The sequence below is a fragment of the Streptomyces sp. NEAU-174 genome, assembly GCF_052665095.1.
This window is the reverse complement of sequence record NZ_JBQTCE010000008.1, coordinates 151,214-170,453: the sequence shown is the minus strand read 5'-3', so window position 1 is coordinate 170,453 and position 19,240 is coordinate 151,214. Positions and strand designations below refer to the sequence as shown.

Annotated in this window: 17 protein-coding genes, 1 tRNA gene and 1 pseudogene; 13 read left to right on the top strand and 6 right to left on the bottom strand. The window is 69.4% G+C overall.

The window, feature by feature from the left end; all coding sequences use genetic code 11:
* Positions 1–73 precede the first annotated feature (73 nt).
* From ACT2CW_RS24050 to ACT2CW_RS24040, 3 genes are read left to right on the top strand one after another with little or no spacing between them, the layout of a single operon-like run.
* Positions 74–1,903 carry a class I mannose-6-phosphate isomerase gene (locus tag ACT2CW_RS24050; protein WP_445518230.1) on the top strand — a complete coding sequence of 610 codons (1,830 nt, stop codon included), beginning with the start codon at positions 74–76 and terminating at the stop codon, positions 1,901–1,903.
* Positions 1,900–2,934 carry a LacI family DNA-binding transcriptional regulator gene (locus ACT2CW_RS24045; protein ID WP_445518229.1) on the top strand — a complete coding sequence of 345 codons (1,035 nt, stop codon included), beginning with the start codon at positions 1,900–1,902 and terminating at the stop codon, positions 2,932–2,934. The genes ACT2CW_RS24050 and ACT2CW_RS24045 overlap by 4 nt, the downstream gene beginning before the upstream one ends.
* Positions 2,935–2,943: 9 nt before the next feature.
* Positions 2,944–3,990, top strand: coding sequence for an ROK family protein (locus ACT2CW_RS24040; RefSeq protein ID WP_445518228.1), 1,047 nt, complete (start codon positions 2,944–2,946; stop codon positions 3,988–3,990).
* 295 nt (positions 3,991–4,285) lie between these two features.
* Here ACT2CW_RS24040 and ACT2CW_RS24035 read toward each other — a convergent pair whose 3' ends face one another.
* On the bottom strand, positions 4,286–5,353 hold the full coding sequence (locus ACT2CW_RS24035; protein ID WP_445518227.1) for a hypothetical protein: 1,068 nt from the start codon (positions 5,351–5,353) through the stop codon (positions 4,286–4,288).
* Positions 5,354–5,447: 94 nt separating this feature from the next.
* Positions 5,448–5,891 (bottom strand): ArsI/CadI family heavy metal resistance metalloenzyme, encoded by a 444-nt coding sequence (locus tag ACT2CW_RS24030; RefSeq protein WP_164432334.1) that lies wholly within the window; start codon positions 5,889–5,891, stop codon positions 5,448–5,450.
* Positions 5,892–5,974: 83 nt separating this feature from the next.
* Here ACT2CW_RS24030 and ACT2CW_RS24025 point away from each other — a divergent pair, with 83 nt between their 5' ends.
* Positions 5,975–6,388: an ArsR/SmtB family transcription factor gene (locus ACT2CW_RS24025; protein ID WP_164432336.1), complete on the top strand. Its 414-nt coding sequence runs from the start codon at positions 5,975–5,977 to the stop codon at positions 6,386–6,388.
* Positions 6,389–6,604: 216 nt separating this feature from the next.
* Here ACT2CW_RS24025 and ACT2CW_RS24020 read toward each other — a convergent pair whose 3' ends face one another.
* Positions 6,605–7,081 carry a RibD family protein gene (locus tag ACT2CW_RS24020; protein WP_445518226.1) on the bottom strand — a complete coding sequence of 159 codons (477 nt, stop codon included), beginning with the start codon at positions 7,079–7,081 and terminating at the stop codon, positions 6,605–6,607.
* A 2-nt stretch (positions 7,082–7,083) separates the two neighbouring features.
* Between ACT2CW_RS24020 and ACT2CW_RS24015 the strand changes: the two are divergent.
* A pseudogene (locus ACT2CW_RS24015) lies at positions 7,084–7,527 on the top strand (XRE family transcriptional regulator); the annotation flags it as partial.
* A gap of 900 nt (positions 7,528–8,427) precedes the next feature.
* On the opposite strand, the gene ACT2CW_RS24010 reads toward ACT2CW_RS24015, so the two are convergent.
* A complete protein-coding gene (locus ACT2CW_RS24010) occupies positions 8,428–9,213 on the bottom strand; it encodes an MBL fold metallo-hydrolase (RefSeq protein WP_445518225.1) in 786 nt (261 codons plus the stop codon).
* Between the two features lie 82 nt (positions 9,214–9,295).
* Here ACT2CW_RS24010 and ACT2CW_RS24005 point away from each other — a divergent pair, with 82 nt between their 5' ends.
* The 8 genes from ACT2CW_RS24005 to ACT2CW_RS23970 all read left to right on the top strand — a co-directional run bounded on the left by ACT2CW_RS24005 (position 9,296) and on the right by ACT2CW_RS23970 (position 16,928).
* Positions 9,296–9,901, top strand: coding sequence for a CGNR zinc finger domain-containing protein (locus ACT2CW_RS24005; protein ID WP_445518224.1), 606 nt, complete (start codon positions 9,296–9,298; stop codon positions 9,899–9,901).
* A 319-nt stretch (positions 9,902–10,220) separates the two neighbouring features.
* Positions 10,221–10,889, top strand: coding sequence for a TetR/AcrR family transcriptional regulator (locus ACT2CW_RS24000; protein WP_445518223.1), 669 nt, complete (start codon positions 10,221–10,223; stop codon positions 10,887–10,889).
* 86 nt (positions 10,890–10,975) lie between these two features.
* Positions 10,976–11,695 (top strand): DUF3159 domain-containing protein, encoded by a 720-nt coding sequence (locus ACT2CW_RS23995; RefSeq protein ID WP_445518222.1) that lies wholly within the window; start codon positions 10,976–10,978, stop codon positions 11,693–11,695.
* A 51-nt stretch (positions 11,696–11,746) separates the two neighbouring features.
* Entirely contained in the window at positions 11,747–12,400 is a 654-nt protein-coding gene (locus tag ACT2CW_RS23990) for a GOLPH3/VPS74 family protein (RefSeq protein ID WP_445518221.1), read from the top strand.
* A 26-nt stretch (positions 12,401–12,426) separates the two neighbouring features.
* Positions 12,427–12,738: a hypothetical protein gene (locus tag ACT2CW_RS23985; protein ID WP_445518220.1), complete on the top strand. Its 312-nt coding sequence runs from the start codon at positions 12,427–12,429 to the stop codon at positions 12,736–12,738.
* A 294-nt stretch (positions 12,739–13,032) separates the two neighbouring features.
* A complete protein-coding gene (locus ACT2CW_RS23980) occupies positions 13,033–13,776 on the top strand; it encodes an NUDIX hydrolase (protein WP_445518219.1) in 744 nt (247 codons plus the stop codon).
* The gene (locus ACT2CW_RS23975) at positions 13,777–14,949 is read left to right on the top strand and encodes a 5'-methylthioadenosine/S-adenosylhomocysteine nucleosidase family protein (RefSeq protein WP_445518218.1); all 1,173 of its coding nucleotides are present in this window, start codon (positions 13,777–13,779) and stop codon (positions 14,947–14,949) included.
* A complete protein-coding gene (locus ACT2CW_RS23970) occupies positions 14,946–16,928 on the top strand; it encodes a hypothetical protein (RefSeq protein WP_445518217.1) in 1,983 nt (660 codons plus the stop codon). Before ACT2CW_RS23975 ends, ACT2CW_RS23970 begins: the two co-directional genes overlap by 4 nt.
* A gap of 78 nt (positions 16,929–17,006) precedes the next feature.
* Here ACT2CW_RS23970 and ACT2CW_RS23965 read toward each other — a convergent pair.
* A tRNA-Arg gene (locus ACT2CW_RS23965) sits at positions 17,007–17,082 on the bottom strand.
* Positions 17,083–17,272: 190 nt separating this feature from the next.
* The gene (locus tag ACT2CW_RS23960) at positions 17,273–19,060 is read right to left on the bottom strand and encodes an IucA/IucC family protein (RefSeq protein ID WP_445518216.1); all 1,788 of its coding nucleotides are present in this window, start codon (positions 19,058–19,060) and stop codon (positions 17,273–17,275) included.
* Positions 19,061–19,240: the final 180 nt, after the last annotated feature.

The following is a 19,240-nucleotide window of genomic DNA, read 5'->3' as shown; positions in this document are numbered from 1 at the left end:
AGTTATCGGTAACGTACAGGTGTGCAGGTGGTTTGGAAAGACGCGCGTTAACGTATCTCACGGGATTGGTGACATGGGCGAGAGTCCGCAGGTCAAGGTGAAGGCGCCGCAGTACGACCCGACACCGTGCTATCCGGTCCTCGCCGACACGGTCGCCGTCGGCTGGGCCGCCGCGGCCGGGACGCTCCCGAAGGGGACCCGGATCCTCGCCGTGGACGGCCCCGCGGTACTGGACTGGGCCGCCGTCGCCGCCGGGCTGGGCGCGGCGTTCGGCGACGGGGGCACCCGGGTGGAGTTCCGGGACGTCCGTACGGCGGTGCGCGACTGGGAGACGGTGCGGCGGCTCACGGACTCCGACGAGCTGCGGGACGACCCCGACTTCGCGCGGCTGGCCGGGGGCGACCTCGCCGACCTGATGGATCCGGCGGCCCTGGCGGCACTCGCTGACCTGGGCGAATCCGGTGTGGGCGAGTGCGGTGCGGGCGGGGCCGGTGCGCACTGGGCCGGCGCGGGCGGGGCCGGTGCGGGCGAATCCGACCCGGCCGAGGGCGGCGCGCTGCGCGTCCTGCTCGGGCCCGGTGCCGCGCTCGCGGACGCCGACGTCCTGTGGTGGGCCGACCTGCCCAAGCGGTACGCGGAGGCGGCGGTCAAGCACGGCCGGGGCCGTAATCTCGCGGCGCCCGAGGGCGAGCCGCCGACCCTGCGGCGGCTGCTCTACATCGACTGGCCGCTGCTCGACCGCCACCGCGACCACATGGTGCAGCGGATCGACCGATGGATCGACGTTACCGATACCGTCACCCCGACGTCGATCGGCGGTCAGGCGCTGCGCGAGACCTGCCGATCGCTCGCCACCCGCCCGTTCCGCACCCGGCCGACCTTCAACTCGACGCCGTGGGGCGGGCACTGGGCACAGGAGACGCTCGGGCACAACCCGGACGCGGAGAACACCGCTCTCGGCTACGAGTTGATCGCGCCGGAGAGCGGCGTCCTGCTCGGCGACGACGCCTCCCGGTGTGTGGAGGTGCCGTTCCAGCTCGTGGTCGCGCTCTCCCCGGTGGAGGTGCTGGGCCCGGACGTGCACGAGATGTTCGGCACGTCGTTCCCGATCCGCTTCGACTACCTCGACACCGTCCGCGGCGGCAACCTGTCCGTCCACTGCCATCCCAGGCCCGACGACATGCGCGACGTCTTCGGCTGGCCGTACACCCAGCACGAGACCTACTACCTGATGCACGCCGAGGAGCACAGCAAGGTCTTCCTCGGGCTGCGCGACGGCGCCGACGTCGAGGCGTTCCACCACAGCGCGCACGCCGCCGACGCGCACGGCACCCCGTTCGACATCGAGCGGTATGTGCAGGTGTTCCCCGCCGAGGCCGGGCAGCTCTACCTGGTCCCGGCCGGTACGCCGCACGGCAGCGGCGAGGGCAATGTCGTCCTCGAGGTCAGCGCCACCCCGTATCTGTACTCACTGCGCTTCTACGACTGGCTGCGGCGGGACGCGGCGGACCGGCAGCGCGCCGTGCACGTGGAGCACGCCTTCCGCAACCTCGACCCGGAGCGGTCGGGCGGAGCGGTCACCCGCGAGCTGATCCAGCGGCCCCGGCCGCTGCGCGCGGGGGACGGCTGGCGGGAGGAGGTGCTGGGTGCGCTGCCCGCGATGTTCTTCCAGGTGCACCGGATCGCGGTCGAACCGGGCCGGGCCGCCGAGCAGCGGACCGACGGCCGCTTCCATGTGCTGACCGTCGTCGACGGTCAGGGCGCGGTCATCACCACCGCCGCCGGGCACCGGCACTCCGTACACTATGCCGAAACTCTCGCAGTCCCGGCGTCCGTGACCGCCTACCACGTGCACAGTCAGGGGCCGGAGCCGGTCCGTCTGGTGAAGGCACAGGTGGTATGAGCGCACATTCGGAGTCCGAACCGGCCCTCACCATGCGGGACGTGGCCGCGCGGCTCGGCGTCAGCCCGATGACCGTCTCCCGCGCGCTGCGCGGTCAGCGCGGCATCGGCGAGGCCACCCGCCAGCGGGTGCTCGCCGAGGTGGCGGCCCTCGGCTACCGCCCCAACAAGCGGGCCCGAGAGCTGCGTTCGGGCGGCCCGAGCGAGCTCATCGGCCTGGTCGTGACCAACCTGGCGAACCCGTTCTACTCGCAACTCGCCGTGGGCCTCGAGCAGATCTGCGTGGGCTACGGCGCACGGGTCATGCTCGGCAGCACCGGCGAGGACCCGGCCACCGAACGGGAGGTGGTGGCCGACCTGGTGGACCGCGGTGTGGACGGCCTGGTCGTCGCCCCGGCCGGCCACGACCACGGCCACCTCGGCGGCGAACAGCTGCGCGACCTGCCGGTGGTGCTCGCGGCCAGCCCGCCGATGGGCATCGACGTGGACTGCGTCCTCGTCGACGACTTCGGCGGCACCCGGGAGGCGTGCCGCCGCCTCGTCGCCCGCGGCCACCGGCGCATCGGCTTCCTCGGTCTGCCGCCGTCGCTGTGGACGGGCTCCGAGCGCTTCCGGGGCTACGCGGTGGGGCTGGAGGAGGCGGGCATCGCGCTCGACGAGCGGTACATCAGCCGCCACCGGGGCGACAGCGCGCTCGCGGAGGAGGCGGCGCGCGCCATGCTCGCCCTGCCGGACCCGCCGACCGCGCTGCTGACCGCGAACAACCGGAACACGGTGGGCGCGCTGCGTGCCCTGCGGGACCGGGCGCAGGACGAGGAGCCGGTCGCCCTCGCGGGTTTCGACGACATCGAACTCGCCGACATGCTGCACCTGCCGCTCACCGTCGTCTCCTACGACCCGGTCGAACTCGGCCGGGCCGCCGCGACGCTGCTGTTCGAGCGCCAGGCGAACCGCCAGGCGAGCACCGCCCCGCAGCCGCCGCGCCGCGTGACCATCGCGACCACACTCGTCGACCATCCGGCACCGCGGTAGGCGACGCCGATGACGGACACCGGAGATGCTGTGCCGCACCGACGCGCTGACGCGCCCTCCGTCGTGCCCGTCCTCGAAGTGGGCGGCTCCCATGTCACCGCGGCGGCCGTCGATCTCGACCGGGCCCGGATCGCCGATGGCACGAGGCGCCGCCTGCCGCTGACGCCCGGCATCGGCCCCGAGGACTTCCTCGCGGCACTAGCCGAGGCCGCGAACGGTGTGCTCTCGGCGCTCTCTGCGTCCTCGGCGTCCTCGGCGCCCTCTGCGTCCTCGGCGTCCTCCACGTCCTCCGCGCCCTCCGTACCCTCCGCGCTCTCGGAGACGACCCCCGGCGCGCGGGGGATCCGCGACACCTGGGGCATCGCGGTCCCGGGCCCGTTCGACTACGCGCGCGGCATCGCCCGCTACCACGGCGTCGGCAAGTTCGCCGCGCTGGACGGCCTCGCCGTCGGCGAGCTCCTGACACCGCGCCTGAACCCGCGCCCGGCCCGGCTGCGGTTCCTCAACGACGCCTCCGCCTTCGCGCTCGGCGCCCGGCACACGGCCCACGCCGACAGCCGCCGCCTCGTCGCGGTCACCCTCGGCACGGGGGTCGGCTCCGCGTTCCTGGACCGGGGGACGATCGTCGAGGACGACCCGCGCGTGCCGCCCGACGGCCGCGTCGACCTGCTCACCATCGACGGCCGTCCGCTGGAGGACACGGTCTCCACCCGGGCGATGACCGCCCGCTACACGGACCGCACCGGCCGTCCCGTCGACGGGCTGCGCGAGCTGACGGCCCTCGCCGCCGTCGACGACGCCACCGCCCGCGACGTCATCACCTCGGCCCTGCGCGCCCTCGGCACCGCCCTCGCCCCGTGGCTGATCGCCTTCGAGGCCGACACGGTCGTCTTCGGCGGCTCCATCACTGCCGCCTGGCCCCTGATAGGCCCACCCCTCACCGCCGGCCTCACCCACCACGACCCACGCCTCGCCCGCCTCACCCTGTCGGTACACGACGACGGCGAGGACCAGGCCCTGCTGGGCGCGGCGGTCTTCGCGACGCGGGGGGCCTAAGCAGGTCGGAGGAAGTCCGCTACGGTTCGGGCAGCGCCCCGAAGGGGCGCGGGGCTGTGTCGATGTGCGGCTCCGCCGCGGCTGTGTCGATGTGCGGCTCCGCCGCGTGGGCGACCAGCCACGATGCGGCCGCAGACGCACGACGGCATTTCGCGGCACTTCCCGCGGAGCGCTTAGCCGGACTGGCGCGGGTCTCGACGCCACGTACGGCGCGACGGAACTCGACGGAACTCCTCACGGAAGGGCGGGACCCGGTCACCGGGTCCCGCCCTTCTTCGTCATCGTGATGGGCGGCTCACTCGGGGTCCTTGATGTCGTCGTCCGACTGGAGCCCTTGCGTGGTGGGCGGGTCAATGGTGTTGCTGCTGGTGGTGGTGGAGTTGGTGCAGCCGGGGACGCTGCCCTCGGGGGCGCAGTTGTCCGGCTCGTTGTTGATGACCCTGGTGTTGGTGAGCGTCACCTGACCCGCCTGGTTGTCGATGCCGCCGCCGGCGGTGATCGCGGTGTTACGCGTGACCAGGCTGTCGACCAGCGTGGCGATGGCCGTGCCGAAGGAGGTGGAGAGGTTTGAGAGGCCCGCGCCTCTCACGGCGATGTTCTCCTTGAGAGTGGTCGACTTCAGGTTCACGGTGGAGCCGTTCACGTTGCGGATGCCACCACCCTCGATGGCGGTGTTGCCCCTGACCGATACGGACTCCAGGGTCGCGGTACCCACTTGGTTCTCAAAACCGCCGCCATTGCTGGTGACCGCCCGGTTCTTGAGCAGGGAGCCGCGCTTCATCGTCGCTGTGCCATCACCGGTGTTGAGGACTCCGCCGCCGAAGCTGGCCGCGGTGTTGCGCTCGACGGTGGTGCGCTCGAGGTTGAGCTGTCCACCGTTGTTGGAGACGCCACCACCGGTGACCGCGAAGTTCTCCTTGAAGACGGTGTCGTTCAGGTTCAGTGTGCCCTGCTCGTTGAGGGCTCCGCCGCCAGAGGTGCTGCTCAGGCCGCCGGTGACGGTGAGCGACTTCAGCGTGAGGGTGCCGCCGGATACGACGTGGAAGATGCGGAAGCTCTCGGTGGCGTCAGGGGCGCGTCGGATGGTGGAGCCGTTGCCGGAGATGGTCACGTCCCCGGTGATCTCCGGGAGCCCGTCGTCCGGGTTGTCCGCTGCGGTCAGTGTGTAGGTGCAGCGGGACGCGAGGGTGATGCGGGCACCGCTGGTGTTGGCCTGGTTGATCGCGTCCACCAGGCCGGGGATGTCGTTGCACGCCACTCGAATGTCTTCGGCGGCACTGGCCGCCCCGATCGGCAGGACCGCGAGGGACAGCCCGGCACCGACCGCGGCGGTCATGGCGCCGGACCGCGAAATGAACCTCATCGCTACGCCTTCCTCAGCGCTGGAGTGAAGCGGCGCATCACCGGCGCTCAGCGGCCATGCTGGTCAACCGGGATGGCGAGATGACGTTCCCTTTCTAACGACAGGTGATCGCCCCCTCACCTGATGTGCCGCCAAACGGGTCCAGCCCTGCCGCGCTCTTGCCCATCTGGTCGGCGTCGCCCTTGACGACGTAGACCTCCCACGGCTCCTGGCCGGGGCCGTGGACCCAGACCTTGTCCTGGAGGGCGTAGCAGCAGGAGGTGTCGTTCTCCTCGAAGGTGGCGAGCCCCGCCTCCTTGAGGCGGTCGGTGGCGGCGGTCACCTGGTCGGTGGACGCGACCTCGACGCCGAGGTGGTCCAGCCGGGTCTCCTGCTCCGCCTCGCCCTCGATCAGGACGAGCTTCAGCGGCGGTTCGGTGATCGCGAAGTTGGCGTATCCGGGGCGGCGCTTGGCGGGCTCGACGCCGAAGAGCTTGGAGTAGAACGCCACCGAAGCGTCGAGGTCGGGCACGTTCAGGGCGAGCTGCACACGAGACATGACGAGGTCTCCCATCGGGTTGCATCGATGTTCTTCGATGCAACAACATTGCGCCTTGGATCGAAGGACGTCAACATAGAAGAATGTCGAAACAAGAGCTTCCGGTGCTCGGCCAGGACGGCGTGGACGGCTGCTGCCCGGGACTGCTGACCGCCCCGCTGGACGAGGCGCAGTCCGTCGAGCTGGCGAAGGTGTTCAAGGCGCTGGGCGATCCGATCCGGCTGCGGCTGCTGTCGATGATCGCCTCCCGTGCCGGGGGCGAGGTGTGCGTCTGTGACCTCACTCCCGCCTTCGACCTCTCCCAGCCGACGATCTCCCACCACCTGAAGCTGCTGCGGCAGGCCGGGCTGATCGACTGCGAGCGCCGCGGCACGTGGGTCTACTACTGGCTGCTGCCGGAGATGACCGACCGGCTCGCCGGAATCCTCACCCGCCCCGCCGGTCGGCCCCTGCCCGAGCCTGCCGGGACGGCGCCCGGGACGGCGGGAGACGCCTGATGACCGCCGACCCCACGGCGGCGTCCTCGGCCGCTCCCGTCGCCACACGCCTGTCGTTCGCGGACCGCTTCCTCCTATGTCCACCCCGCCGCGCGCGGCCGAGCGGGTGGGTCTCGCTCTACTGAACGCGTGCTGATCGCCTCGACGAAAGCGGCAGGCAGCTGGACCGCCCAATCCGGCACCTTCTCTGAGAAGACCGCCGGCGCTGGGTGCCGCTCAGCGCTGCGGACGTGCGATCAGCCTGACGTCCGGGCCGGAGCGCGCCACGTCCACCAGTTCGCACCGGAGGATCTCGCCAATGGTCTCGATGGTGCCGCCTTCAAGCCCGCTCCTCCCGCGGCCGAGGAGCGCGGGCGCGATGTAGGCGACGATGCGGTCCACCAGACCGGCCGACACGAACGACGCGGCGAGCGTGGGGCCGCCTTCGAGGAACATGCCGCGTACGCCGCGCTGGTGCAGTTCATGGAGGAGTGCGCCCACGTCCAGGCCGACCTTCGCACGGGGCAGCCGTACGACGGTGGCCACGCCGTCCAGGTGGGATGCGTCAGCGTCATCGGCGACGGCGATCATGGTGGGTGCGGCATGGTCGAGGACCCGGGCATCAGCCGGGGTGCGGGCGTTGCTGTCGACGATCACGCGCCATGGCTGCTCATCGACCGGCACGGCGACCTTCAGGTCGGGGTCGTCCTTCACCGAGCGCACGGCGAGGTGACACCGGCGCCGCCTGGGGCTACTGGGACACCGCCCGCGAGATGGCCAAGCGGCTGCCTGCCGACTACTACCACCCCATGACGTCGTTCTCCCGAGGCATCATGGGCGCGCACGCGGTCACGGTCGCCGTCGAGCTGCACGCGGGCGGGGAGTCCGTACGGCAGGCCGCGAAGGCGGACGCCAAGACGATTCCCTCACGGCCGAGGCGAGCCCGGCACCGGATCGAGGAGGCGCGCGGCTACCACCTGGACGGCCAGCCGGAGACCGCGCTGGCGACGCTGGACAAGGCGTACGAGGCCGCGCCGGAGACGATCCGCTACAACGGCTACGCACGCTGGATCATCTTGGAGGAGACCGAGTCGAAGTCTCCTGCGCATCGTCGGCGCGCTGCCGAACTGGCAGTGAAGATCGGCGTATTGGCTGCCTGAACCGACGTTCGAGGGGCAGAATCCCTGCCCCTCCTCCGTCCCCGGCGCTCTTACGGTCGGTCATCACCTGACCACCGACGACGCCGGGGGACCCCGTGCAGACCAGCAGCCGTACAGCAGAGCGATGGACACCCTCGTGGCTCTGGAGCAGGCCGCGGGCGCTCGCCGCCCACCTCCGCATCGCGGGCACCCCAACCTCATAGACCGGCCGGGCCGTCGGCGGCCCGGGGATCCCCGCCCCGGGTTGGACTTCGCGGTCGGCGGCCCACCCTTCAAGCCCCCTGCCGGTCGGTATGCCGAGGCGCGGCCACCGACAAGGCAGGGGCAGCGGAGCCCGTCCGGTCGGACCCCTGAGTGGGTCCCGCCCTTCATCGTCATCGTGCCGCCACCGTCGTTGGCGACTCCGCCGCCGAAGCCGACCGCGGTGTTGCGCTCGACGGTGCTGCGGTCCAGGTTGAGCTGCCCAGTGTCGTTGTAAAGACCACCACCGGTGGCTGCGGAATTGTCCTTGAAGACGGTGTTGTTCAGGTTCGGTGTGCCCTGCTCGACCAGGGCGCCACCTCCGGTGGATGCGATGTCGCCGCCGCTGACCGTGAGCGACTTCAGAGTCAGCGTGCCATCGGCTACGACGTGGAAGATGCGGAAGCTTTCGGTGGCGTCCGGGTCGCGTCGGATGGTGGAGCCGTTGCCGGAGATGGTGACGTCTCCGGTGATCTCCGGGAGGCCGTCGTCCGGGTTGTCCGGTGTGGTCAGTGTGTAGGTGCAGCGGGGTGCGAGGGTGATGCGACCGCCGTTGGCGTTGGCCTGGTTGATGGCGTCTAACGACAGGTGATCGCGCCCTCACCTGATGTGCCGCCAAACGGGTCCGGTCCTCGTCGGCCCTCCGCGATGCCGGGCGGTTCAGGTCCGTCGGCCCCAGTCCAGGCGGTCGGCCAGGCCGGCGGTGGCGAAGGCGGCTTCCAACTCGTCGTGGCCCTCGGTGAAGTGGGCCCAGCTGTCGTAGTGGACCGGAACGACGCGGCGGGCGCCGAGGATCCGGGTGGCCTCGGCGGCCTGGGCGCTGTCCAGGACGATCAGCGCGCCGTCGAAGAGCATCGGGAAGCGGGGGGCTCCGGCGAAGAGGATGGCGGTGTCCACCGGGGCGAAACGCTCGGCGATCCGCTCGACCGCGTCGAGCGAGGCGTTGTCGCCGCTGACGTAGACCGTGGGCAGCCCCTCCCCGGTGAGAACGAAGCCGACGACCTGGCCGGTGACCGGTTCGACCTCCTCGTGCGTCCCGGGCCCATGGATGGCGGGCACGCCGGTCACGGTCACGGTGCCGCCGTCGGGACGGTTCAACTCGATGGACTCCCAGTCGGCCAGACCCTTCGCCTTCTCCCCGAGGCGTTGTCCGCCGCCGGGGGTGGTAAGGGTGAGCGGGACGTCGGCGAGCAGGGCCCGGCCAGAGGTGTCGAGGTTGTCGGGGTGTTCGTCGTGCGAGAGCAGGACGACGTCGATGGGGCCGAGGTCGGCGGGGGTGGCGGTGGCGGGGGCGGTCTTGGTCAAGGTGCGGCCGGGCCGCCCGTAGTCGCCGGGGCCGTCGAAGGTCGGGTCGGTCAGGAACCGCAGGCCGCCGTACTCGAAAAGGGCGGTCGGGCCGCCGAGAACCCGGACCGGGAACTGGCCGGTTGCTTGGAGAGCGGTCACGAGAAACAACACCTCACGGATAGATTCGATTGAACCGTGAGGTGACTGTAGGCACTTCTCACGGATACGCGCAAGCCGTACCATGAGAATCATGAAGGAGTCCGTAATGGAACAACCGGCCCTGCCGCCGGCGACGGGCGAGGAAGATCACCTCTCCCTCGCCCTCGCCAACAGCGCCATCGCCATGGCAGGCGGGCATACGGTCGATCTCCTGGGGACTCCCGCGCAGGTCAATCACTGGCTCACGGAGCGCGGCCTCGCGCCGGTCGACGCCGGGATGAGGGAAATGTGCGCGGCGCAGGTGCGCTCGCTCCGCGAACAGATCAGGTCGCTGTTCGCCTCCCGCGCCGCGGGGCTCCCCGCCCTCCCCGCCGCCGTCGCGGCCATCAACGACGCGATGACCCGCGTCCCCACGGCCCCGCTCCTGCGGTGGGATGACAAGACCGGCCCGTACCGCGCTACCCCCCACCCCACCACCGAGATCGTCGACCACGCTCTGGCAACCATCGCCGCCGACGCCGCCGACCTCCTCACCGGCTCGGACGCCGAACGTCTCACCGCATGCGGCTCCACGCCCTGCAACCGCTATCTGCTCCGCCACGGCCGCCGCCACTGGTGCTCCACCCGCTGCGGCGACCGCGCCCGCGCCGCCCGCGCCTACGCCCGCCGCACCCGGTCCGGGACCTGAGCCCCGGCGGCATCCCTCGCCCTCGGCGCCGCTGTAGGCGCCCCGGATCCTGGCAGATCGTCGCCGGTCAGAGGAGCCTTCTGGGGGACTGTCCCTCCTGCGAGCCACGCACGGGTGACCACCGTGTGGGGACGACCCCAAGGCGCGAGATCCGTAGCGTCTGGGACGGCCACGACGATGATCCGGGCTTGCTCACCGGCCCCAAGAAGGCTCAGGTCGACGGCCGCATCGAGTGGTTTTGGGCCCTCGCGTCTTGTCGGGAGAGTCACTAAGTGACATTCTGTCGTTCAGGGACACCGAGACGAGAGGAGGAGGTGCCATGGCCACGACGCAGAAGCGGGACGGAGGAGGGATGAGTGAGCGGCGGCGTGCGCGATTGCGGCTGGAGATCTCGCGGGAGGCGGCGCGTCTGTTCTGGGAGCAGGGAGTGGCCGCCACGAGCGGCGATCAGATCGCCGAGGCCGTGGGCCTGTCCACGCGCACCATCTGGCGGCACTTCCGCAGTAAGGAGAGCTGTGCCGAGCCGATCGTCATGCAGGGCGTCGTCACGCTGATGAGCGTGTTGCGCAGCTGGCCCCGGCAGAGCTCCCTCGAAGACCATCTGGCCACGGAACTCGCCGGCTTCCGGCACGACACAGAGAAGCTCCCCGTCGATCTTGCCGACGAGATGCTCGCGATGAAGATGATCCGGCTCGCCGACACCGAACCGGCGCTCCGCACGGCGTGGCTGATGGCCTGCGACCAGACGGAACGGGAGCTGTGCGCGATCATCGCCGACCGTCTTGAGCGCCCGGCCGACGATCTGGAGGTGCGGCAGCACGCGGCGGCCGCCGCCGCGGTCGTGCGGGTCCTCGAAGAGCACATCGGCGCCGCCATCCTCGCCGGCGCGGACGTCACGGAGTTCACCGACGTGGCGGCCGTCTCCCTGCGTTTCGCCCGGGCGATCCGCACGGCCACCGGCGGAGTCGTCGGCGACCCCGTCGCCTGAGTACGCGGACTGCCGGTGAGCGAGGGCCACGGCCCTTGTCCCGACGCAGCCGTACCGACCAACACCTACCTGGTGAGTGATTTCGCATGACTGAACCTCAGCCCATACGCACCGCCGACCCGGAGCCCGGCTCGCCCGGCTCGCCCGGCTCCCACGGGCCGGGCAGGCCCCCGGGTGGCCGGGCGAAGCAGACACCGCTGGAGCAGATGGGCGGCACCACGGGCCTGGTGTACATGATGCTGCCGGTCGTGGCCTTCGTGCTCGGCAACGCCTCCTACGGGCTGACCGGCGCCATCTGCACCGCCGTCGGCGTCTCCCTGGCCATCTCCGTACTGCGCCTGGTGCGCAAGGAGTCGATTCAGCCCGCGCTCTCCGGCCTGTTCGGCGTCGCCGTCGCCTCGTTCGTCGCCTGGAAGACGGGGTCGGCCAAGGGCTTCTTCCTGACGGGCATCTGGGGCAACCTCGCCCTCGGCGTGGTCTTCCTGCTCTCGGTCCTCGTACGCCGGCCGCTGGCCGGAATCGTCTGGGGCTCGCTCAACGGCACCGGCACCGCCTGGCTCAAGGACAAGCCCTCGCGCCACTACTACGACATCGCCACCCTCACCCTGGTGGGCGTCTTCGCCGCCCGGGTCGCCGTACAGCAGTGGCTCTACGAAAAGGACGCCACCGGCTGGCTCGCCTTCACCAAGATTGCGATGGGCTACCCCCTTCTCGCTCTGGCCTTCCTGGTCGTGCTGTGGGCGGGCCGCCGTTCGGGCAATCGACTCAAGGCCCTGGCCGGCCCGCGGCCCGCGCCATCGGCCTGACCGACGAACCCGGCCCGACCAACGACCCCTGTTGGAGCCCTGAGGAGAGAAATGAACCAGTCGCTGCCCCAGAGCCTCTTCCTGCTCTGCTACACCGTGGACAAGGAGAAGTTCGAACTCACCAACCTCCAGGGCCGTGGCCAGTTGCTGCGCGCCGCCGCACTGACCGTGCTGACCCTCGACGGGCTGCTCGGCGCCGAGGGAAAGAAGGCCGTCCGGCTGCCCGCCGAGCCGCCGAGCGACCCCTTCTTCGCCGAGGTATGGCGCGACGTACCCGCGGAGAAGCCCAAGAGCTGGCTTTCGCTCGTCCACAACAAGGCCCACACCGCGGAGAAGCCCATCCGCGAGCAGCTCGCCGCGACGGGTGTGGTCACGGTCCGGCGCGAGAGGCGGCTGGGGCTGGTCGCCGTCGATCGGGTCACCGTCAACGATCCGGGGCCGGTACTCGCCCTTCAGGAGCGGGTACGCGACGCCGTGCTCCGCGGGACCGATCCGGCGGCGGTGCCGATGGACGAGCTGACCATGGCCGTGTTCGCGGCCGAGACCGAGGTGACCAGCGTGTTCTCCGGAAAGGAACGCCGCGAGCACGAGCAGGCGTTCAAGGCCCTCGCCGCACATTTCGACGACGCCGTCCCCGGTCTGCGCAAGGCCCTTCGCGACTCGTACCTGTCGAGCAGGGCCGTCGGGGGTGGCTGGGGCACATGAGCGCGCGGCAGGAAGGAACCGCGAGGGTGACCATGAGCCAAGGCCACGTCGTCCGACCGCTGGGCGCGTCCGAGCGGACCATCGACTTCTCCATGCACCGCAATCCGCTCCAGTTCTCCCTGGTCGCTGAGATGGACCGCCCGGTGTCGGCGAGCGGGTTGGCCTCCGCGCTGGCCACGCTCCAGGATTGGCATCCATTGCTCGGGGTGGCGGTCGACCGCGCCGCGCCCGAGGCCTTGTACCGGGTGTCGGAAGGCGCGATCCCCGTCGAGACAGCCGCCGATGACACTCCATGGACGCGGCCGACGCCGACAACCTGGCAAGCTTCGCGGAGATAGGGGCTACGACCACCGGCACCTGCGACGCTGGCTGTCCTCACGTGGCGTCCGGCACAGCCTCCCCCGCAAAGGCCTCGTCGCTGCAAAGACCACCCACTCCCGCTTCCGAGCGACCCGACCCTGGCGCCGGGCGAGGACATCGACATCTTCTGCCTCACCGACGTGTACACACCCCAGTCCGCCCGGCCGTCAGCCCAGGCAGCCCTCCACACCCGCGCCCCCGCCATACGGCATCAGCGGTCTCCGCGTCGCCCTTCTTGTTAAACTGACAGGAACCGAAGTACCGTAAGTGGCATGCAAGCTGACGTGTGGTCACCCACACCTGTGCTATTGACGGTCGATCTTGTGATCCTGACGCTGCGCGAGGGGCGACTGTGTGTCCTGCTCGTGGAGCGGGGCGAAGATCCTTTTCAGGGGATGCAGGCTCTGCCTGGCGGATTCCTCAATCACGCTGGTGAGGAGATCCTCGACGCTGCCCACCGTGAGTTGCGTGAGGAAACCGCTCTGGTTGCCGGGTTGGTGCACCTTGAGCAGTTGGCCACCTACGGGGACGCAGGCCGTGATCCACGGGGACGAGTAGTTTCCGTGGCCCACTTGGCGATCGCGCCGGGACTCCCTGAACCGGTCGCGGGAACGGATGCCATGGACGCCGCGTGGGTTCCCGCGGAAGCCGTCCTGTCCGGTGAGGTGGAACTGGCCTTCGATCACCGCCGGATTGTGACGGACGGAATCGAGCGCGCGCGTACCAAGCTCGAATTCTCGGCGCTGGCCACGGCATTCTGCGGAGAAGTCTTCACCATCGTCGAGTTGCAGCGGGTGTACGAGGCGGTTTGGGGAACCGAACTCGACACCCGGAATTTCTACCGAAAAGTCCAGGCCGCAAAGGGATTCATCATCCCCGCCGGCCAGGGACGTAGGACCACGGGGGGACGGCCCGCGCGGCTTTACCGGGCCGGGCCGAAGGCGGTGTTGTTTCCACCGCTGATCCGACCTGTGCCGTCCACGACGGAAGAGGACACGAGAGGGGAAGGGAAATAAATGTCGAAAGACCTGGTGGTGATTCTCACCGCCCTCAATCTCGAGTACCAGGCCGTGCGTCGGAAACTAGCCGGTCCACAGGTGCACCGTCATGAGCGTGGGACGCGGTTCGAGGTGGGAACCGTGCCGGGCACTTCATGTCGTGTCGCACTCGGTCTGACGAACAAAGGGAATCATTCCGCCGCAGTGATCGCTGAGCGCGCGATACAGGAGTTCTCGCCGGTGGCCGTGTTGTTCGTCGGAGTTGCCGGTGCCCTGTGGGACAGCGCCAGGCTGGGCGACGTGGTGATGGCGACACACGTGTACGCCTACCACGGGGGGACCAGCGAGGACGACGGACTCAAGGCTCGTCCCCGGGTGTGGGAGGCGGCGCACGCTATCAGCCAGCTCGGCTCGCATCTGGCTCGCGGGAACGACTGGGCCGACGACACGCCCGGTCATGGGCGCGCGCCGCAGGTGCGCTTCGGCGCGATCGCCGCCGGCGAGGTCGTACAGAACTCGAAGATCTCGGCCGAGGCGCGGTGGATCCGGCAGCACTACAACGACGCGCTCGCGATCGAGATGGAGGCCGCCGGTGTGGCGCAGGCCGGTCATCTCAGCGGGGCACCGGTGGCCATCATCCGGGGAATCAGCGACCGAGCGGACGGTACGAAGAGCAGCGCGAAGGACCGTAACTGGCAACCAAGGGCCGCGGCGAACGCGGCGGCATTCGCCACACGGCTGGCCGTGGAACTGGTGGGAGAGCAGGCGCAGATAGCAATGTCCCAGGCGGACAAGGCCCATACGGCCCACACGCCCGACAATCTCAAAGAGCACGTCAGCAACACCGCCCATAACAGCACTGTTGGCATCATGGCCGGCTCAGTCAAGGAGAGCAGCGTCTACTTGAACGCGGACCCGAAGGTGACCAGTCCGGCGGACTTGGTCGTGGAACTGGACGGTTTGCGTGAGCACCTGAAGCGTCACCACGCCGAGGGCGCCCTCGACGACGACACCTACCGAGAGGCACTGGCCGAGTTGGGCTTTGCCCGCCGGGCGGCGGGGGAGAAGACTCCCGAATCGTCCAAGAGAGCGACCATGGCGCTCAAGAGGTTACGCGGCCTGATCGCGGAGTCTCCCGAGCTGATGGCCAGGCTGGCACCACTGGTTGTTGCGGCGGGTGAGCTGTCATGAACGACGGCAGCGGCGTCACGCACAATTCCGCATACGACTCCGTCATCGGAATCCAGGGCGGGGTCATACACAACGCCAACGTTTCCATCCTCCATCCGGATGCCTCGCCTCAGGAAAAGTACAAGGTCGGTGTGCGGTGCCTGGAGGAGGGCGTCCCCAGCCGTGCTCGCGACATGATCAGTGACGCGATCGCTCACGGATACGACAATGCGGAGGTCCGTTTCCACTGGGTGCTCGCCATGCTCAGCGCACGCGCCTACCACGACCTCAGCACCGAAGAAATCCAGCGGCTGCGCCGTGCCTCCGGGCTCGTACGGACTTACGCCGAGGGAGAGTGGAAGGACGCTCTGCGCGTCGCTTTCGAGCTGCTGGCGATGCTCAGCACCGCGAACGACGAAACAGGACGCGTACTGGAGCGGTTGCGAGCCCTGTCACCCCGTCGGCGTGACGAGATCCTCCACCACTTCGACCTCGTACTCACCGGAGGGCTGAAGGACAGCCTGTGGGCCGAGAGCCGCGAGCGGGCCGAGAAAGCTCGCTTCGGCAACGACCGGGCCCAACGGGTCTGGGCCTATTTCGAACCCGACCCGATCGGGGCACGGGCCCTGCCGCCCCGCCCGAGCACCGCCGCTGCCGCGAAGGCAGCCCTCCCGGTCCGCGCCGGTCTGTTCGCCGTCGTCACCGCGTTCCTCTGGATCCTGGCGTTGGTCGCGGATCCGGCTGAGGCAATCATTGAGTTACTGGTGGCGCTCGGTGCGGGCCTGACCGCGGCTCACTTCGGCCACCAGTGGTGGTACCGGGCACATCAGCTGAAGGCCAAGAACCGTTTGTTCCACATTCCGCAGACGGGCGATCCCACCGCTACCGGGGACGGGTTCACCAACCGCGTCCGTCATTCGTTCGACCACTACTTCATGACCCGGGTGCCCCACGGATTCGTCCCGTACGTATGGCTCAATCATACGGTCCACATCCGGAACAGCCTCGTCGCCGAGATCGCGCTTCTCTACCGGGAGAGCCGAATCAGCGTGGAGCGGGTCAACTGGCTCATCCGCTATCTCGCTGAGGATGCCCGAGACCGTTACAACAAAGGGACTCTGTTCGATCACCGCAACCAGAACCAGACGCCGGCGGGGGCGCAGGCGCTGTGCGTGGTCGCCCTCATCACTCTCGGCATCACGACTCTGGCCCTGCTCGGAACAGTGGCTTCAGGTGGCGACGCGGCGCAGGTACTGCTGGCCATCCTGGCCGTAGTCGGTTCGGTCTGGTCCGGACGCGCGGCGGCGTCCTCCTGGCTGGAAGCCCGGGGTGAAGAGCACCGACTGGCCGAGGAGACCCGGGAATATCAAGAGCGGCTGGCCGCGCGGCAAGTCGCGTACCGGAACTGGAAGTCGTTCCTGGACACCATGCGACCCAGTGAGCTGGAAATGGAGACCTGGCTCACCTGCGACAAGACGCTGCTCGTCGACGAAGCACTTCGCCACTATCAGCTCGCCTGGCGCGACCTGATCACCCACACCATCCTGATGACCCCGGCACGCCCCTACAGGCGAGCGCGTGTGAAGGGCGGTCCTTGGCGATACTCGCGGTACAGCTTCCGTATCTTCCTGGTCACACAGGATGGCGTTCGTGAGGTCAGCAAGGAATTCGATTTCACCGACGCAAAACGTGGGAAGGAACAGCGAAGCAACTACCGCTTCGACGCGTTGTCCTCCGTACAGGTCACGGAACGCAGCGAGGTCGGCTACGACCTGGAGCTCATCCTCAGCAACGGACCGGCCAGGAACATTCGCGTAAAAGACGCCGAAGCCCATCAAATCGCGCCGGACGAGAACGCCCAGGAAATCGCCGAGATCGACCTCAATTCGGGCGGTTTCATCCACACCTTCCGCCTCCTGGAAGGAATCGCGGCGGAAGGAAAGGGTTGGATCGAACGAAACAACCCCTACAACCTGCCGTCCTTCCGAGCCGCCGACTAGCCCTCCGGGCCTTCGGAGCGGGAGACCGGAACAAGGCGCCTCCCTAGGGGAGAAACCCCAGGTCAGCGGCGTAATGCATGGTGCCCCCGGCAGGATTCGAACCTGCGACACCCGCTTTAGGAGAGCGGTGCTCTATCCCCTGAGCTACGGAGGCCCGGCGTCAGGGCGGCATGGTGGTGCCGCCGCGGCGCGCCGTCACAGTGTAGCGGGTCGGGTACGTGGGCGTTCGGGTGCTCCGGGGTGGTGGGGCCCGGGTTTCGCCTCGGGCCGGGACGTCCCGGCCCGAGGGCTCGGGGCCCTCCGCGCCCTCGGAGCCCTCGGCGCCGTCGGGGGCGCTGGGTGGGTCAGGCCGCTGGCCCCCATCCCGCGATCGGGTTCTTCAGGGTGCCGATCAGCTGGAGGGCGCCGGCCGGGTCCTGGAGGTCGACCATTTCGCGGTTGTTGCGGAGCTGGAGGCGGTTGAGGCAGGAGAGGGCGAAGTCCTCGGCGAACATGTCGTACTGGGCGAATTTGTCCGCGAGGTGGGGGGCCGAGTGCTGGTAAGAGAGGACGCAGTCGGCGACCGTCTGCCAGAAGGTGTCTTCCTCCAGGAGGCCCTCGCTGACGAGGATGCCGTTGAGGAAGCGGAGGAAGCAGTCGAAGACGTCCGTGAAGATCGAGAGGAGTTTCTTGTCCTCGGGGACGTCGACGCGGATGCGTTCCACGGCCGGGGGGAGGACCGCGGTGGGGTCCATGACGGCGATCTCCTCGGCGATGTCCTTGAAGATCACGCGCTGGACGGCGCCGTCCTCGATCACCAGGATGACGTTCTCGCCGTGCGGCATGAAGACCAGGTCGTAGGCGTAGAAGCTGTGCAGCACGGGTGTGAGGTAGGCGTCCAGGTAGCGGCGCAGCCAGGTGGCGGGGGTGAGGCCGGACTCCTCGATGAGGGCGCTGACGAAGGAGGCGCCGTCGGGGTCGGTGTGGAGGAGGGAGGCCATGGTGGCCAGGCGCTGGCCGGGTTCCAGGGACGGGACGGGGCTCTCGCGCCACAGGGCCGCCAGCATCTTGCGGTACGGCGAGCCCTTCGCCGTGGCCGTCTCGTACTGGCGGTGGTGGTAGCCGATGGCCGCTCGTTCCCGGATGATCGAGAAACGCGCGGCACGGAAGGTCTCGTCCGAGGCGATCAGAGACGCCAGCCAGTCGTTGATGGCCGGTGTCGCCTCCATGTAGGCCGCGGACAGGCCGCGCATGAAGCCCATGTTGAGGACTGACAGGGCCGTTTTCACATAGTGCTTGGACGGGTCGCTGGTGTTGAAGAACGTACGGATCGACTGCTGGGCCAGGTACTCGTCGTCGCCGGGGCCCAGGTACACCAGGTACTGCCGGGCGACCTCGGCGGCGAAGCTCACCGACAGCTTGTTCCACCACTGCCAGGGGTGCACCGGCAGCAGGTGGTAGTCGGCCGGGTCCAGGCCGAGGTCGGTGAGGGTCCGCGCGAAGCGGGCCCGGGTCTCCTCGCTCAGTTCGGAGTGGACCAGGGTGTCGTAGTCCACGTCCGCGGAGGAGGTGAAGGTGGAGCGGTCGCGGCGGGCGGCGAGCCAGATGAGGTGGACGGGGCTCGCGGTCTCGGGGGCGTACGAGAGGTATTCGTGGATGCCGAACCCGAGGCGGCCGTTGTTCGCGACGAAGCAGGGGTGGCCCTCGGTCATCCCCGTCTCGATCTCCTGGAAGCCGGATTTGGCCAGCTGGGCGGCGGCCACCGGCTCGCCGGCCAGTTTGAAGGCCGTTCCGGAGAGGGTGGAGCTGATCTCCTCGAGGTAGACGGGGAGGATGTCCTCGCTCAGGCCGAGCCGCCCGCGCAGCTCGATGAAGAAGTCCAGTGCGTCCAGGGGGAGTTCGGCGCCGGTCCGGTCGTGGCGGGTGATGCTGTCCGCCTCGACCAGCCAGTGGTCCAGGGAGAGGACACGGGCGGCGAAGCGGTAGGTCACCGCCCCGTCGTCGCTGGTCACGGCGTAGCGTCCGGTGGGGTCGAGCTCGGGGGCGAGCAGCCGCTCGTGGGTGAACTCGGCGAGGGCCTTGCGGATGAGGAGGCGGCCCGCCCGGTCCCACAGGTCGGGGGTGAGGTGGGCGACGGCGTCGCGGGGGCTCATCGGGTCACTCCTTGGGCGTCGCGGGCCGTCCGGTCGGTCCGTTCGTTCGGGTGGGTCTGGTCGTACGGGCGGGTCTGGTCGGTCGGTTCAGCCCGCTCGGTCTGGTCGGTCGGTTCGGGCCGTTCGGTTCGGCCGTTCCGGTCGGTCCGGGCGGTGCGGTCGGTCCGGGCCGTCCGTGCG